Source organism: Dapis purpurea BLCC-M126, from assembly GCF_050015975.1.
Classification (GTDB): Bacteria; Cyanobacteriota; Cyanobacteriia; order Cyanobacteriales; family Microcoleaceae; genus Trichodesmium.
The window spans coordinates 1-16086 of the sequence record NZ_JBNHER010000194.1 but is presented as its reverse complement, the minus strand read 5'-3'; the positions used below and the strand labels follow the sequence as shown (position 1 = coordinate 16086).

The 16086-nt window shown below is 36.3% G+C and carries 13 protein-coding genes and 1 pseudogene; 8 read left to right on the top strand and 6 right to left on the bottom strand.

The window, feature by feature from the left end; all coding sequences use genetic code 11:
• The first annotated feature begins 117 nt into the window (after positions 1-117).
• A complete protein-coding gene (locus tag ACP6PL_RS16855; RefSeq protein WP_426546418.1) occupies positions 118-504 on the top strand; it encodes a hypothetical protein in 387 nt (128 codons plus the stop codon).
• Here the strand turns inward: ACP6PL_RS16855 and ACP6PL_RS16850 are convergent.
• Together ACP6PL_RS16850 and ACP6PL_RS16845 are read right to left on the bottom strand one after the other, a co-directional pair.
• Positions 485-1780 (bottom strand): ATP-binding protein, encoded by a 1296-nt coding sequence (locus tag ACP6PL_RS16850; RefSeq protein WP_426546417.1) that lies wholly within the window; start codon positions 1778-1780, stop codon positions 485-487. The two genes, ACP6PL_RS16855 and ACP6PL_RS16850, sit on opposite strands and share 20 nt — an antisense overlap.
• 19 nt (positions 1781-1799) lie before the next feature.
• On the bottom strand, positions 1800-2336 hold the full coding sequence (locus ACP6PL_RS16845) for a methanogen output domain 1-containing protein (RefSeq protein WP_426546416.1): 537 nt from the start codon (positions 2334-2336) through the stop codon (positions 1800-1802).
• Positions 2337-2567: 231 nt separating this feature from the next.
• Between ACP6PL_RS16845 and ACP6PL_RS16840 the strand changes: the two are divergent.
• From ACP6PL_RS16840 to ACP6PL_RS16820, 5 genes and pseudogenes are all read left to right on the top strand, one after another.
• Positions 2568-2846 (top strand): annotated as a pseudogene (locus tag ACP6PL_RS16840) (GUN4 domain-containing protein); the annotation flags it as partial.
• On the top strand, positions 2843-2995 hold the full coding sequence (locus tag ACP6PL_RS16835; protein ID WP_426546415.1) for a hypothetical protein: 153 nt from the start codon (positions 2843-2845) through the stop codon (positions 2993-2995). The pseudogene ACP6PL_RS16840 and the gene ACP6PL_RS16835, both read left to right, overlap by 4 nt.
• Before the next feature lie 852 nt (positions 2996-3847).
• Positions 3848-4324, top strand: a complete 477-nt coding sequence (locus ACP6PL_RS16830) for a hydrogenase maturation protease (protein ID WP_426546414.1) — start codon at positions 3848-3850, stop codon at positions 4322-4324.
• Positions 4325-4852: 528 nt separating this feature from the next.
• Positions 4853-8464, top strand: a complete 3612-nt coding sequence (gene nifJ, locus ACP6PL_RS16825; RefSeq protein ID WP_426546413.1) for a pyruvate:ferredoxin (flavodoxin) oxidoreductase — start codon at positions 4853-4855, stop codon at positions 8462-8464.
• A gap of 389 nt (positions 8465-8853) precedes the next feature.
• Positions 8854-9864 (top strand): dihydroorotate dehydrogenase-like protein, encoded by a 1011-nt coding sequence (locus ACP6PL_RS16820; protein WP_426546412.1) that lies wholly within the window; start codon positions 8854-8856, stop codon positions 9862-9864.
• A gap of 876 nt (positions 9865-10740) precedes the next feature.
• Here ACP6PL_RS16820 and ACP6PL_RS16815 read toward each other — a convergent pair.
• The gene (locus ACP6PL_RS16815) at positions 10741-11076 is read right to left on the bottom strand and encodes a hypothetical protein (RefSeq protein ID WP_426546411.1); all 336 of its coding nucleotides are present in this window, start codon (positions 11074-11076) and stop codon (positions 10741-10743) included.
• A 364-nt stretch (positions 11077-11440) separates the two neighbouring features.
• On the opposite strand from ACP6PL_RS16815, the gene ACP6PL_RS16810 reads away from it, so the two are divergent.
• Complete coding sequence (locus ACP6PL_RS16810) at positions 11441-11686, top strand: hypothetical protein (protein WP_426546410.1); 246 nt, start codon at positions 11441-11443, stop codon at positions 11684-11686.
• Positions 11677-11898, top strand: coding sequence for a recombinase family protein (locus ACP6PL_RS16805; protein ID WP_426546431.1), 222 nt, complete (start codon positions 11677-11679; stop codon positions 11896-11898). Before ACP6PL_RS16810 ends, ACP6PL_RS16805 begins: the two co-directional genes overlap by 10 nt.
• 380 nt (positions 11899-12278) lie before the next feature.
• On the opposite strand, the gene ACP6PL_RS16800 is transcribed toward ACP6PL_RS16805, so the two are convergent.
• The 3 genes from ACP6PL_RS16800 to ACP6PL_RS16790 form a co-directional block, all read right to left on the bottom strand.
• Positions 12279-13595 carry an ATP-binding protein gene (locus tag ACP6PL_RS16800; RefSeq protein ID WP_426546409.1) on the bottom strand — a complete coding sequence of 439 codons (1317 nt, stop codon included), beginning with the start codon at positions 13593-13595 and terminating at the stop codon, positions 12279-12281.
• A gap of 275 nt (positions 13596-13870) precedes the next feature.
• The gene (locus tag ACP6PL_RS16795) at positions 13871-15742 is read right to left on the bottom strand and encodes a two-component system response regulator (RefSeq protein WP_426546408.1); all 1872 of its coding nucleotides are present in this window, start codon (positions 15740-15742) and stop codon (positions 13871-13873) included.
• A 170-nt stretch (positions 15743-15912) separates the two neighbouring features.
• On the bottom strand, positions 15913-16041 hold the full coding sequence (locus ACP6PL_RS16790; protein WP_426546407.1) for a hypothetical protein: 129 nt from the start codon (positions 16039-16041) through the stop codon (positions 15913-15915).
• Between the last annotated feature and the right edge of the window lie 45 nt (positions 16042-16086).

Sequence of the window (16086 nt, the reverse complement as noted above, 5' to 3'; positions counted from 1 at the left end):
AGATTGCTTCCTTCCACTCCGTTCCAGTCGCAATGACTTATAATAACTAATTATCCAGATTTGGGTTCTGCTAACAATTTAATTATTATTATTTTGGGATTCAAGGAATATTTAAAAATGGCTTATAGTGATTTTAAAACTATTAATCAAGCTCAAGCGACTTTTGACCTTAGTATTAATATGGTTAATCTATTTCTTAATATCGAGTTAGTTGAACCGAGTGAATATTTGAAAATAATTCTCAAATGTAATCTCAAAGTTGCTTTTGATAATAATACAGAAAAAGCTCGCTCAGAGTTAATTATTGCACCTTTGTTGATAGAAATCAGAGAAATATTTGATGGTAAAATTAGCTTATTTTCTGGCAGAGATTTTAATGTCGATAGGACTTACGCAAAGACACTATATATAGCGCCTACTAATTTAGGCAATATAGCTGCTGCTATAATCGCTCTCCATAAAGATAGTTATAGTAATTATTCAACTATTTTTGAAGATATCTAATGGGGAGTTGAATACTAAACTGAGTTCCCCAACCAGGCTCAGATTTCACATCAATTGTGCCACCGTGACTCTCAACAATTCGATAGGTCACTGATAAGCCCAAACCAGTTCCCTGGCCAACTGGCTTGGTTGTAAAAAAAGGATTAAATATTTGATCCTGAATGTCAGCCGGAATACCAGTCCCGTTATCCCGAATGTGAATAGCAATCTTACTCTCCGATAACTGTTCTGTCTGAATCCAGATACATTTGTCATGTTTCTTTTCAAGTTCTTTCAGTGCATCAATCGCGTTACTCAAAAGATTAATAAATACTTGATTCAGAGATCCAGGAGAACAATACACGAAAGGTAATTGGTTGTAATCTTTGATCACTTTGATCCCATAATTGGTATCTCCATCCCTGAGACGATTCTGAATCAACATTAGGGCTGCATCCAATCCCTCATGGATATCAACATCCTTGAAATCAGCTTCATCCAAGCGAGAAAACGTTCGCAAAGATTTGACAACTTTCGCCACACGTTCAGAGCCTCTTTTGAGGGAAAACAGCAATTTTTCAAGATCTTCTTCTAGGAATTCTAGATCTACCTCCTCTATTTTCTCTTGAATGCTAGTATTGGGTTCAGGATATTCTTGCTGATAGGTATGAATAATCTTGATGAGATCATTACAATACTGATCGATATGTTGGATATTACCGTAAATAAAACCAATGGGGTTATTAATTTCGTGAGCGATCCCTCCAGCTAGCTGGCCCAACCCCGTCATTTTTTCTTTTTGAACGACATCAAGGGCATTTCGCAATTGAGATAGGGTTTGCTTCAATGCTTCATTGGACTGGGAGAGTTCCTGTTGAGCCCGCTGACGCTGCTGAATTTCTTTACTTAATTGGTGAATTTTTTGATTGAGAATGACAAATTTGCTATTATCGCGTTTTTCTAAGCGCAGCAGGATAATTGCAGGATTTTCAGAGGAACTCGGCTGAATGACGGCTCCTTGACTGCGGTAGGTTGTCTTTTCTCCTTGCGGTGGATGAACGGTGAGGGTTCCCAAAATCATTTGACGACTTTGGGAACACATTCGCAAATACTCAATAACCTTCTCTGATTGATCTGTAACTAATTCCATTAGACATTCGCCCGCAAGGTTCTTACTTTTGCTAGCAAATAGTGACTTGGCAGAACGGTTGGCCGCCAGAATTTCGCCATCCTTAGTCAACAACAGTAGGGCGTCTGGCAGAACTTGAGCAAGTTTTAAGAACTGATCGGGGTTCATCTTCTATCTCAAGGTCTAGTTAGCTCTTAAAGTATTCCTGTCCTGTGAATTCTTCGGATGATTCATTGGGCTTGAGATGCACAACGACTCGACATTCATGTGCTCCTCTAGCAATCGTGTCTTCAAGTTCCACTCTGGCATAGCCTAGATTATCAGCAGCAATCACTCCGAAGATATTAGAGGTCATCACACACATTGCCTCACGTCCCTCAATCTCTTCAGCAAACGGACATTTGCGATTACCCAAGACGATCTTTTCATCACTTTCTTCAATAATGAAAAAATCTCCCTTAATACGCTTTTTCCAGTCTACTAGGACTGCTGCCACTTGCTCTCGAGATAGATTATGCAGCTGCAAGCCATTGTGATAGATGTCATTAACGTGTTGGCCTACCCGATAACCAACAACATTCAAGAAACCTGCTGCTTCTTCAATTCCAACAATATCCTGCAATGTACCTGCCAATTCTCGAATGATTGAGCGAAGAAACTGATCTCGTTCAATGGGTAAATTCAGGGATTCGAGCTGATTACTAACAGAAACTGTTTGAGTCATAACATTCAATCCTGCTAAAAAAAATTCACGAGTACATCCGTCAAACCCACCCTTCTTGCACAAAACCCTAGTCTGGAGCGAAAAAGAGGAGTTACAGGTTATACCCAATACTAGTCTACTATATTTCCCTGCTTCATACCTGAATTGATCGTCAAAAGTGTTCAATACAATTTTAGAAAATGGGCAATAATATTTACTTTGTATTGGCCTTACTAGGGTCAAATATAGGGAACAATTGACCAACTTTGGGTAAAATACAGTAATGGTAAGTTTGGCTTTTCTGTGCAAAAGAAAATTTATCAGAATTTGGGTGGTCTTGGGTTTTGTGACTATATTTTGAGTGCTTCAGAGTTCACTTTAGAAATAGAAACTTCTGTAATAACAATTCTTGAAGCTAAAAATGAAAGTACAAATGTAGGTTTAGGTCAATTTATTGCGGAAATGGTGGGGCAGCACAGAGGTTTAATCAAGCAAGAAATAGAACAACTGAAAGTATTTATGGTGCTGTGACGACTGGTCGTATCTGGCGCTTTCCAAAACTTTCTGGTCAAAATGTTGCCATTTATAATGAGGAGTTGGTAATTGAGAATGCAGAGGATATAAATATGTCTAAGATTTTAGCAATTTTAAGTTTGCCTATTAAACAATTGAACAATTAAATTTTTTGATTCATCTATTGGTTTAGGTTGGTTACAACCAACTCTAATAGCGTATTTAGACTAAAATTATGGGTCAAACCTAACCCACCAACCCCCTTCCTATCCCCCCTTGCCCCCCTTTGAAAGGTAGGGCTGTTTCAAAAAGCAATAAGTTAGCTTTTTTGGGTGCAGGAGGGATTTGAAGGTAGAAAAATGCCAAAATACAACTAAATTTACTGAAATTTGAAAGAATTAGCTAACTAAAACCTAAGTAATTATTCTGATAAGTACGGCTCAAATGACTGATAATTGATTAATGGACGAAAATGATTGTGGGATAAATTTGATGATTTTTCGACTTTTTAGTGAGGAAATCTCCCCATCTCCCCATCTCCCTATCTCCCCATCTCTCTTTTAAGAGAATGAAACAGCCCTGCCTTTGAAAGGGGGCAGGAGGGAAGGGGGAGAATTCCTTTCACAGGGGTAGGTTTTTTACCTTTGATCTAATGATCTAAAAGAAGTTTGGGGAGAGGGGGCAGAGGGCGAGGAGGGGGGAGTTTATAGCTATTTATTGTATAAAAAAGTACATTACTTTGAGGATTTTATACTGAATCAAAGCGATCGCGTTAGCGGAACGGAGTTCTATCGCTCGCTCCTTTGTTAAAAACCTACCCTTGTAAAGGATAATTCCTCCCCTCTCCTTGCAGGAGAGGGGTCGGGGGAGAGGTTTTCCAGGATACCGAAACTTAACCGACATTTTAAAGTTAGATGCGCTACTACTATAAATTTTTGGCTTGGAAGATTTAGATCGTATTGAAAAAAATTAGATGAGTTCCTATGATAATTTTACCAATAATATTAAGGTAATAATCAATGGCTGAAATATTAATAATAGGTTACGGTAATACTCTCCGTAGTGATGATGGTGCAGGTCAACGGGTGGCAGAGTTGGTTGCCGAGTGGAAGTTGCCCAATGTACGATCGTTCCCAGTACATCAACTTACTCCAGAATTGGCAGAACCGATATCTCAAGCTGAATTAGTTATTTTTGTTGATGCTTACCCAGCAACTTCTGAACAAGGTTTACAGGTTCATTCTCTCTGTGAAGGTCGCCCCTATCCCCCCTTAGAAACGGGGGGACTTGAGAGTAGTCAAGGTTTGAATATAGGACATACTGGAGATCCGCGATCGCTACTTGCTCTCAGTCAAATTCTCTATAACAATACACCCCTCGCTTGGTGGATATTAGTGCCAGCAGTCAACTTTGAATTTGGGGAAAGTTTTTCTCCAAAAACAACTGAAAATATTCAAGATAGTTTAGCACAAATTCAACAAATTATTGTTAAATAAAGTTTAAAGTTTTTTTTTGAAAAAGAATGTTTAAATTTAGCATTTATTTTCCAAATTTTTGTAAAATTTTATGCAGAAGTCAAGTTTTGTAAAAAAAGTTTAAGTCATGGTTCAATTAGGAAGAAATAGTCGGATAATAAAAGTAAGAGATATAAAAAAAATATTTAGTCCCAATATCCTAATTGTCTATCTAAATAGGTCTTTTCAGTGGATTATCTCTCAAATAGTTTCCGAAATAAAACAACTCCTGTATTGTTTAAAAATGAATTATTATGATGATAAATATAAAGGTTTAGGTTGATAAAAAAAGGCAAATTTATATAAGTAAGAAAGAGGTATAATTTTCAGGAGTTGGCCATTGATAAACTACTAAACAAATTCATAATATTTGTAAACAACCAGAGATCGGGACTTACGCACACAAACAAGAAACCGGGTTTATTGTCTTGATTATTCAAATTACTAAATTTTATCCATAAACCCGGTTTCTGCGTAAGTTCTGAGATTTTAAATAAACAGGAGAACATAATGAGTAGTAAAACTTTTGCAACACTAGACGGCAACGAAGCGGTTGCCCGTGTTGCCCACAAACTCAATGAAGTTATTGCCATCTATCCCATCACCCCCTCCTCACCAATGGGTGAATGGGCGGATGCTTGGTCATCTCAGGGGACACCGAATATCTGGGGTACAGTTCCTAGTGTGGTTGAAATGCAGAGTGAAGGGGGAGCAGCGGGTGCCGTACATGGTTCTCTACAAACGGGTTCCCTGACGACTACATTTACTGCATCCCAGGGATTATTATTAATGCTTCCTAACCTTTATAAAATTGCTGGGGAGCTTACCTGTAATGTTATTCACGTTGCTGCTCGTTCTCTTGCAGCTCAAGGTCTTTCAATATTTGGCGACCACAGCGATGTTATGGCAAGTCGCGCTACTGGTTTTGCTATGTTGTGTTCGGCATCTGTACAAGAAGCTCAAGATTTTGCTCTCATTGTGCAAGCAGCAACTCTGGAAGCAAGAGTACCATTTATTCATTTTTTTGATGGTTTCCGCACTTCCCACGAAGTACAAAAAATTGAACTGTTGCCAGAAACAGTTTTACGGGAAATGATAGATGACGACCTGGTTTTTGCTCACCGCGCGCGGGGGTTGACTCCAGACCGCCCTGTTTTACGGGGTACTGCTCAAAACCCAGATGTGTATTTCCAGGCGAGGGAAAGTGTTAACCCTTTCTACGCTGCAACTCCAGATATTGTGCAGAGGGCAATGGATAAATTTGCCGAACTGACAGGGCGACAATATCAATGTTTTGAATATCACGGTGCTGCTGATGCGGAGAGAGTCGTTATCATCATGGGTTCTGGTGGCGAAACTACTCACGAAACTGTTGACTATTTAATTGCTAATGGTGAAAAAGTTGGGGTACTCAAAGTTAGATTATATCGACCTTTTGATGCCAAACGTTTAGTCGCAGCATTACCGGAAACAGTGAAAAAAATTGCTGTTCTCGACCGCACGAAGGAACCGGGTGCAACGGGGGAACCCCTCTACCAAGATATAGTTACTGCTCTGAACGAAGAATGGGAAGGGGGAATGCCGAAATTAGTAGGCGGTCGTTATGGTTTATCTTCCAAAGAGTTTAACCCGGCAATGGTAATGAGCGTTTTTGATAACCTGAGTGCGGATAAACCGAAAAATCATTTTACGGTAGGTATTAATGACGACCTTAGTAATACTTCCCTCCCCTTCGATGCTAATTTTTCTCTCGAACCAGATCATGTTGTGCGGGCGATGTTTTATGGTTTGGGTTCTGACGGTACGGTTGGTGCTAACAAAAACTCAATTAAAATTATTGGGGGAGAAACTGATAACTACGCCCAAGGTTATTTTGTTTACGACTCGAAAAAATCTGGCGCTGTGACTGTTTCTCACCTCCGCTTCGGTGCCAACCCTATCCGTTCAACTTATCTGATTAACCAAGCTAATTTTGTGGGATGTCACCAATGGAGTTTTATCGAAAAATTAGATGTTCTCACGGCAGCAGGAAACGGTTCTACTTTTTTGATGAATAGCCCTTACGGTGCTGATGAAGTCTGGGAAAAGTTACCTGTCGAAGTGCAAGAGCAAATTATCCGCAAAAGTTTAAAAGTCTATGTCATTAATGCTAATAAAGTTGCTAGTGATAGTGGTATGCGGGGTCGCATTAATACAGTGATGCAGACTTGTTTCTTTGCCTTAGCTAATGTTTTGCCCAGGGAAGAGGCGATCGCTCAAATTAAAAAATATATCCAAAAAACCTACGGTAAAAAAGGTCAAGAAATTGTCAACATGAACCTGCAAGCGGTTGACAATACTTTGGATAATCTCTATGAAGTGAAAATTCCGACGGAAGTTAGTAGCGCTCTGCACCGTTTGCCAGCTGTTCCTGAAACTGCTCCAGAGTTTGTGCGGGAAGTTTTGGGTAAAATGATTTCTCGCCAAGGTGACGAACTGCCAGTCAGCGCTCTACCTTGCGACGGTACTTACCCAACCGGAACAACTAAATGGGAAAAACGCAACGTTACTCAAGAAATTCCTGTTTGGGATGCCAATGTCTGTGTACAGTGCGGTAAGTGTGTGATGGTTTGTCCCCATGCCGTCATTCGTGGTAAAGCTTATGATGAAATTAATTTAGCTAATGCTCCGGCAACTTTCAAGTCTACTAATGTCAAAGATAAAGATTTTACCGGACATAAATTTACTATTCAAGTCGCTCCAGAAGACTGCACAGGTTGTGGTGTTTGCGTGGATATTTGCCCGGCGAAAAATAAATCTATGCCTTCCCGCAAAGCAATAAATATGGAAGCCCAGTTACCACTACGGGAACAGGAGCGGGAAAATTGGGATTTCTTCTTGAATTTGCCCAACCCAGACCGTCGCTCTCTCCATCTCGACAGAATTCGTCAACAACAATGGCAAGAACCTTTGTTTGAATTTTCTGGTGCTTGCGCTGGTTGTGGTGAAACTCCCTATGTGAAATTAATTAGTCAACTATTTGGCGATCGCTCTGTTGTTGCTAATGCTACGGGATGTTCTTCTATTTACGGCGGTAACTTACCAACAACTCCTTGGACGCAAAATGCCGACGGTCGTGGACCTGCTTGGTCAAATAGTCTGTTTGAAGACAACGCCGAATTTGGTTTTGGTTTCCGTCTTTCCATTGACAAACACGCCGAGTTTGCTGCTGAGTTATTGCAAAAATTAGGGGGAACTATAGGAGATAATTTAGTTGCTGACATTCTGAAAGCTTCCCAAAACTCGGAAGCAGATATTTGGGAACAACGGCAACGAGTCGCTCAAGTCAAAGAAAAATTGCAAGGGGTAGATTCTCCAGAGGCAAAGCAACTGTTGACTTTAGCAGATTATCTGGTGAAAAAATCAGTCTGGATAGTCGGCGGAGACGGTTGGGCGTATGATATTGGTTTCGGAGGTTTAGACCACGTTATCGCTAGCGGTCGCAATGTCAATATTTTGGTAATGGATACGGAAGTTTATTCTAATACAGGCGGTCAGTCTTCCAAAGCAACTCCCCGGGCGGCAGTTGCTAAGTTTGCAGCGGGAGGGAAACCATCAGGGAAAAAAGATTTAGGTTTAATAGCAATGACTTACGGTAATGTCTATGTTGCTAGCGTAGCAATGGGAGCGCGAGACGAACATACCCTGAAAGCATTTTTAGAAGCAGAAGCTTATGATGGTCCATCATTAATTATTGCTTATAGTCATTGTATTGCTCATGGTATTAATATGACCACGGCAATGAGTAATCAAAAAGCACTTGTAGAAAGCGGTAGGTGGTTGTTGTATCGGTATAACCCAGACTTAGTACAACAAGGGAAAAATCCTTTGCAACTGGATTCGCGATCGCCCAAGAAACCTGTTGGTGAGTCAATGTATCAAGAGAACAGGTTCAAAATGCTAACTAAGAGCAAACCTGGTGATGCTAAAGATTTATTAGCACAAGCGCAGGAAGATGTTAATACTCGTTATGCGATGTATGAGTATTTGGCATCCCGCAAACTAGAAATGCCCAATGGAAATGGTAGCGGTAACGGTAAATCTGATAGTATTAAAACATCAGAAAAAACCACCAATAGCTAATATTTCTAAAATTGTAGGTTGGGTTTCGGCTGTCGCCGACATGAAAAGCGCCAGCCCAACCCAACAACATAACAGTTAACAGTTATCAGTAGGACTTACGCAAAATATAGAGTCGTGTTTGTTGGGTTTCCTTCCTTAAGGCAACCTGCGTCGGAACAGTTAACAGTTATTAGAAAGAGGTTTGGTAAGTGTGGCAGGTGTGGGTGGAAAGTCTAGTAAGGTGCGGGTGCGTATTTACTTCTAAAATTTAGACTGTCAAAGACATTTAATAATCGTTCATAACGCACCATTGCATTGCATAAGTATCAGTCTACTACTTTTTCCCTCTTCCTTCCCCCTTCTTCCCCCTTCTTCCTTCTTCCTTTTTCCTTCTTCCTTAAAAATTAATCATGGATATTACCACAAATTACTTAGGATTACAATTACGCTCCCCCATAGTTGTGGGAGCAGCAGCACCTTTAACCGAAGATTTAGATAATCTCAAACGCATGGAAGATGCAGGTGCAGCAGCAGTAGTTTTACATTCTTTATTTGAAGAACAACTGCGACAAGAAAAATTAGAATTACACCATCATTTAGAATACGGTACAGAAAGTTTTGCCGAAGCTCTAACTTACTTTCCAGAACCAGAAATATTTCATGTAGATACCTCCGAATATTTAAACCATATTAGTGAGGCAAAAAAAATGGTAAATATTCCTATTATTGCCAGTCTTAACGGTTCAACAATTGGGGGATGGACTAATTATGCCAAAGAATTAGAAACTGCTGGGGCAGATGCTTTAGAATTAAATATCTACAATATCCCTACTAATATGGATATGACAGGAGAACAAGTAGAACAGAATTATATTAATATTCTGCAAGCTGTTAAATCCCAGGTAAATATTCCTGTTGCTGTTAAACTTAGTCCCTTCTTCAGCAACATGGCAAATATGTCGAAAAAGCTTGTAGAAGCTGGAGCAAATGGGTTAGTTTTGTTTAACCGTTTCTATCAACCAGATATTAATATTGAAGAGTTAGAAGTAGTGACAAATGTGTTATTAAGTACCCCACAAGCAATGCGTTTACCTATGCGTTGGATAGCTATTTTGTACGGTAGGTTAGAAGTAGATTTTGCAGCAACTAGCGGTGTACAAAAAGGGCAAGATGTAATTAAAATGATTATGGCAGGTGCTAATGTAACTCAAGTAGTGGGTGCTCTATTACGTCATGGAATTAATCAGATTAAAGTTATTGAAACAGACATGATTAAATGGATGGAAGAAAATGAATATGAATCAATTGCACAAATGCGTGGTAGCATGAGTCAAATTAACTGTCCCGATCAGAGTGCATTTGAAAGAGCGCAGTATATGAAAGCAATTCAAAGTCATCAACCTGCTCGGAGTTTAGTTTAATATAAAATCTGCTTGCTTTGGAGTGTTATAAAAAACAGGGTTTATATTAGATGTCAGCATGGCAGGACATTTAATATAAACCTGGTTTCTAGTTTCTATCTTTTGTTCAGCTCGTTGTCGTTGCTGAAGTGCTTTCTGCTTCATAAAACTGATACAAAGCGTCACATAACGTGACAACTTGAAGTTTACTTCCTGCTTCTACTAAGGCCCTCGGCGGTTACTCATCCACAGGCATTGACGGTCAAGCTGACCGCATTCATTAAATTTATACTACGCTTAAATATGAATTATATCGTTATTCTTTGATTAAGTCAATGCTCCATTTATTCAATAGTTTTTTGTGAGTAGCTTCATTAAACTGAGCAAGATAAATTTCTTGAAACTTTGCCAAGAAAAAATTATTGGGATAGTTTTTTATTAGACGTCTTACAAAAGTTTTAATTAAATCAATTCAAGATATAAAATAAACAATTTCATCTCCCTATTCTCTGAATTCTGCAAGAAGTCTATTATTTTTTCCTTAAATTCAAACAAAATATTGATATTAAATCTGGTTAAACAGTTATAGATGGGTTAAGTCTTTAGGAGTTAGGAGTCAGGAGTTATACTGTTTCACTGAATTTAGAATTCTGAATTCTAAATTCTGAATGCCAGATTTGATATGCTAAAAACTTTGACACTCACAAAAGTTTCAGGAAATTATTTGATATTTAAAGTTTGAAACTATTTGTGACATCCTTAAAGTGAATTGGTATTAGGAGTCAGGAGTTAGGAATCAGGAGTTAGGATAAGAAAAAATTACAAATATTTAGTAGTTATGAGGATCGAATAATTTTTTTATGTCTAATCAAACGGATTTGATATGAATCATTAAAACTAAGTTTTTAAGCCCATACTTGTTTCTAGAAATCTTACTTCAATATTAGCAATTTGTTTGCTGATATTATTATAATTACTTAAATCTTTGATTTCATCAGCATCATTTTCAGAGCTTATATCTGCTAAAATACTAAGTTGATGCAGAGCAGAATTTCTATCAGTATTTTCGAGATAATTATCTAGTAAAACTTGAAAATGTGCCATTAGCATTTTATTTGTTGTACATCGGATAATATCTTTCAGTTTTTCTACTGAAAGTTGCTGATTATAATTATTGGGATCAATTTTAAATTGTTCACAGGTTTGCTCAATAATTGTTTCTTGGATATTCATTTATATTTCTCCTAATTAATTAATCTGACTCAGTAATAGATGCGTAGCGAGATTTAAAGCCATTTTCAATAAATTTCTAAATTTACTGCTCAAGAAGACTCTTAATGCCCATTACACCTACAATTTATATGATAGCCAAGGCTAGCAATGGATGTCAAGATATTCAAGAAATTTGTCTATACCTATATATAGTCAAACACCTTAATGGGTATGACATTGCTACAAGCTGAAAAGCTGTATTAGTAAACTTTTCATAAGTCCATGAGTGCCTTCTGGGCAGCAATATAGCGATTATTTTATACTTCTTAAACTCTCTATCCATTGCTAAAATACAACTCAGCATTGCCTAGCAAAGGTTAAATTTATGAAAAAACAAAGGCCAAGAAACTCTAATGGGACATTTAAAGAAGACCCAGAATCCTTGACCAAAAAATCTATAGGTCTGAGAATTAGCAAAAAGAAAATGCCTAAGTTAGAGAAAGTTGCCCAACAAATGGGAAAATCAACAACAGAAATTTGTAGACTGATCGTTGAGGAATGGCTTGATTCTTTTGATTCTGAAGATAAGAAAAAAAAGCAACTCGTTTCTGAGGGAAAGTTATCAACCTGATTGCAGACTCCCAGTCCAATCAGGTAAATCAACCCCACTCTTCAAAAGAGAGTTCTCTAAAGTATCACAAACGAAGAGCTTTAGAACTTTATCAAGATGGGTTTAACTATAAAGATATAGCTGAAAAGTTAGAATTTGAGGGTTATAGGAATCGTAAAAATAATCCTTTTAGCGTTACTTCAATTAGGAAATGGATTAAAGATAATAATTAGTAATAGTTCTGTTGTATAGCGGTTCTAATATTTTAGAAGCTTTATTATCGATAGATGTAGAAAAGATTTATATAATACCAATATTGATCTATTGCCCAGTATTTATGCTTGTTGATCGAATAATTAATAATTATTGATTAAATAATTCACCCTTTAAAGACTCCTATTTCAAGGGAAAAAAAAGTGCTAGTACCGCTACGCGGAAGTCAGAATTCAGAATTCAGAAGTTTTGATTGGTAAGGCTTTGAGTATTTTGTCACTGGTCACTTATTTCCGTCATCCTGCACTAGGATATTTTATTATATTTAATCTGATAGTTTTAACCATAGGTAATTATCCATTATCCATTAATGAACCTGTACTATTAGTATCGAGAATAATTAGTCTATGGGTAACAATATTTCAAATTCAGTTCCCACTCCAGGAGTAGAATTCAAATTTAACTTTCCCCTATGCTTGTCAACAACAATTTGATGGGTAATTGCTAATCCTAAACCAGTACCTTTACCAACAGCTTTTGTCGTAAAAAATCTATCAAAAATTTGCTCTTGAATTTTGTAGGGAATACCAGGGCCATTATCAACAATACGAATTGAGAGCCAATCATAAATTGGTTGATTATCCTGAGTATAAATCACACTACCTTCCATCTTAGAAATAGCATTTATTTCTACTTCATTAACAGATTTACCCACATTTTTATCTGGATTTTTAGATAAATGTTTAACTGCAGTATAAATCCATATTTTAGCAGGTTGACTGTTTGCTTCTTTATATTCTTCAAGAGCATCAAGAGCATTAGTAATCAAGTTCATAAAAACTTGGCCAACCTGACCCGGATGACACAAAATCAATGGTAACTCACCATAATTTTTAATAATTTCAACCTCGCTATGCTTCCAACGATTTTTTAAGATTAATAGGGTACTATCAAGGCAGTCATTAATATTTGCTTCTTGGCGTTTAGTTCCTTCCATGTGAGAAAAACTGTGGAGACTACTAACTAATTGCATCATTCGTTCAGCCGAAATTTCGATGCTATTCATCATCTCTATGTAATCCTTTTTGAGAAATTCAAAGTCAATCTCTTGCTTTAAATCTTCAACTTCTTCTATTTCTTGGGAAAGATTTTCTTCGTAAGTATTAATCAATTCAATCAAGTCTTGATAATAACCAGATACAAACTTAGAATTACCTGCTACACAATTAATCGGATTTCTCAGTTCATGGGCTAAACCTGCTACCATCTGTCCTAACATTACAAGTTTCTCAGTTTGAATAAGCTGTGCTTGAGTTTGTTGCTGCAATAAATTTTTAGCAAGTTGATGAATATTAGATTGAGCAATGAGTAAATTTTTAGTTTCTAAAACTTGATAATTTTCTGGGGAAACTTCTACAACAATCGGTTCACCAATTAATTCTTGAGGTCTCTTTACTGCTTTATAAGCAGCATCCACAATAGATGTATCTCCAGACAGTACTAATAATTCATACTTAATAAAATCGTATAACACACTAATAGGACGATTTAAAAAAATTTCTCTTCCATATTGACGACTCAAAGTTTTGACGAATTGCTGTTGAGAAATCATCCCAAAAAATTCACCCAAATTTGTCAAAATAATACCTGGAAGTAGCTTATTTTCTTCAAAAATTTCAGCAGCTACAACTCCTAATTGATGAATTTCAATATGCATATTATGAAGATTTAAATCTCTTAAAGTCGAACTTAAATCAAGGTGTTTATTTGAGTAATGAAACATTGTTTGTAAATACGAATTAATGACCATAAGTAAATTTTAAGTAAATTATTCTTAGATACTTTTACCTAATAAAAAGTAAGGTAGTCTTCTATAATAAATATTAGTATCCCCTGAAATTATAATTATAATCTTACTGAAATAATTACAATGCACCACTACCAAAAGTAAGATATTAATCAGATATCAAATTTTATATTATTAAGGTTTACTCAACAGCTCTCATCTGTAACTTTCGATTGTCTGTTAAAATCTTGAATTATCCTAGTTGCAGCTTGAGATTCTAAAGGTCGAGCAAATAAAAAACCCTGACCTAGTTCGCAACCCATATCTTTCAGTTTATCTCGCTGTAAAGGTGTTTCTATTCCTTCTGCAACTAGATCCATATTTAGACTCTTAGCTAATGTGATAATAGCAGCAATAGTTATATTATCTGAACTAGGATCAATTCGTTGTACAAAAGATCGGTCAATTTTCAATGTATCAATAGGAAATTCATGAAGACGGCTCAGAGAAGAGTATCCTGTACCAAAATCATCTATACAAAGTTTAACGCCTAAATCTTTAATTTGATCGAAAATTTTATCCCGATTTTCAACACCTTCTAAAAGACAGCTTTCTGTAATTTCTAATTTTATATTTTCTCCTGATACATTATTCTGATCTAAAATTATTTTTAATTGTTGAATAAAATCTACTGCCGTTAGTTGTGAGGGGCTAAGATTAACATTTAAAACTAAACCTTGAAACTCAGGAAGATGTTGTTGCCACAAGTTTAATTGTTGACAAGCTGCTTCCAAAACCCACCAGCCAATATCATCTATTAATCCAGTTTCTTCAGCAATTGGAATAAATTTTCCTGGATAAACTTGTCCGCGACTAGGATGATTCCAACGAACTAATGCTTCAAAACCTTTCAATGAATTATTTACAATATTAATAATTGGTTGATAGTGCAGACATAATTCCTGTTTTTTAATCGCCTGACGTAGCTCATTTTCCCAATTTAAACGTTCTAAAAGATCTACTTGCATTTTAGGTTCAAATACAGCATATCCTTTTTTTCCATAATCTTTAGCTTTTTGCATTGCTATGTTTGCATCTCTAAATACATCAGTTGGATTATGATATCCAAAAAAGCTGTAAGTAATGCCAATACTAGCCTTAACAAATATTTGGTAACCGTCTAACTCATAAGGATACTGTAAATATTCTTGCTGAATACGTTCCGCTAATTCAGTAGCTTCAGATGGATGTTCTATTCCCTCTAATAAAATTACAAATTCATCACTACTCAGCCTTGCTACTAAGTTACTAACTCCTATGCTATTTTGTAGCCTAATAGCAATTTCTTGGAGTAATAGATCTCCTTTAGAATACCCTAAACTATCATTAATTAACTTAAAACGATCTATATCAAGCAATAGTAAACCATAATGATAATTGTGATTTAAACTAAACTCAATTGTCTGATTAAGTTGACTCAAAAATCTAGCTTTATTTGGTAGACCTGTTAAAGGATCGTGGAAAGAATTATACTGTAACTTAACCTCTCTTTGGAGTAACTTAGCTTGGGTTTCATGTAATTCCACAGTTGCTTTTTCTAAATTGTTATTTCCCTGTATAACTTTTTGCTCTAGATTTTGGATTAACTCCTCCAATAATTCATTTTTTTCTGCCAGTGTTATCTTGAGAAAATGTAATTTTAAGTGAAGTCTAATCCGAACCAAAACCTCTTGTTGTTGAAATGGTTTAGTTATATAGTCAACAGCACCCAATTCAAAGCCTTTAATCTTATCATAGATGTCTGAAAGAGCAGTCATAAAAATAATTGGAGTATCCTTAGTCAAGGGATTATTTTTCAGTATAGAACAGACTTCAAAACCATCCATTTCTGGCATCATTACATCCAGTAATACTAAGTCAGGTACTGCATATTCAATTCGTTCAATGGCAATTGCACCAGAAGGAGCCACCCATACCTCAAATCCTATTTCATCAAGAAAATCAGATAATACCCTTAAATTATCTCTATTATCATCAACAATCAGAATTCTTGCTTTTTGGTCAGCTATAGTCAACATATATCCTTGGAGTTATTAAATAATATTTATTTTCTAAAAAAAAGGATAAATTATAATTTATCTTTTCCCTGATGGGTTTAATAGTTCACCGTATAAACGGTTTATACAATTGCTAGGAGAGGAAATCCCAATCCACTTTTTCCATCTTCAATAAATTATACTGTTTAAACTTAAATTTGATTATTATCTTCTAATTCCAAAGTTGATTGAGAATTTTTAGTAGAAATTTGATGCATGGGAATCCGAATAATAAATTCTGTACCCACATTTACTTTTGAGTTAGATTCTAACTTACCCAATTATTAATTATTAATAATTAATAATTAAATAATTCTGGTTTAAAG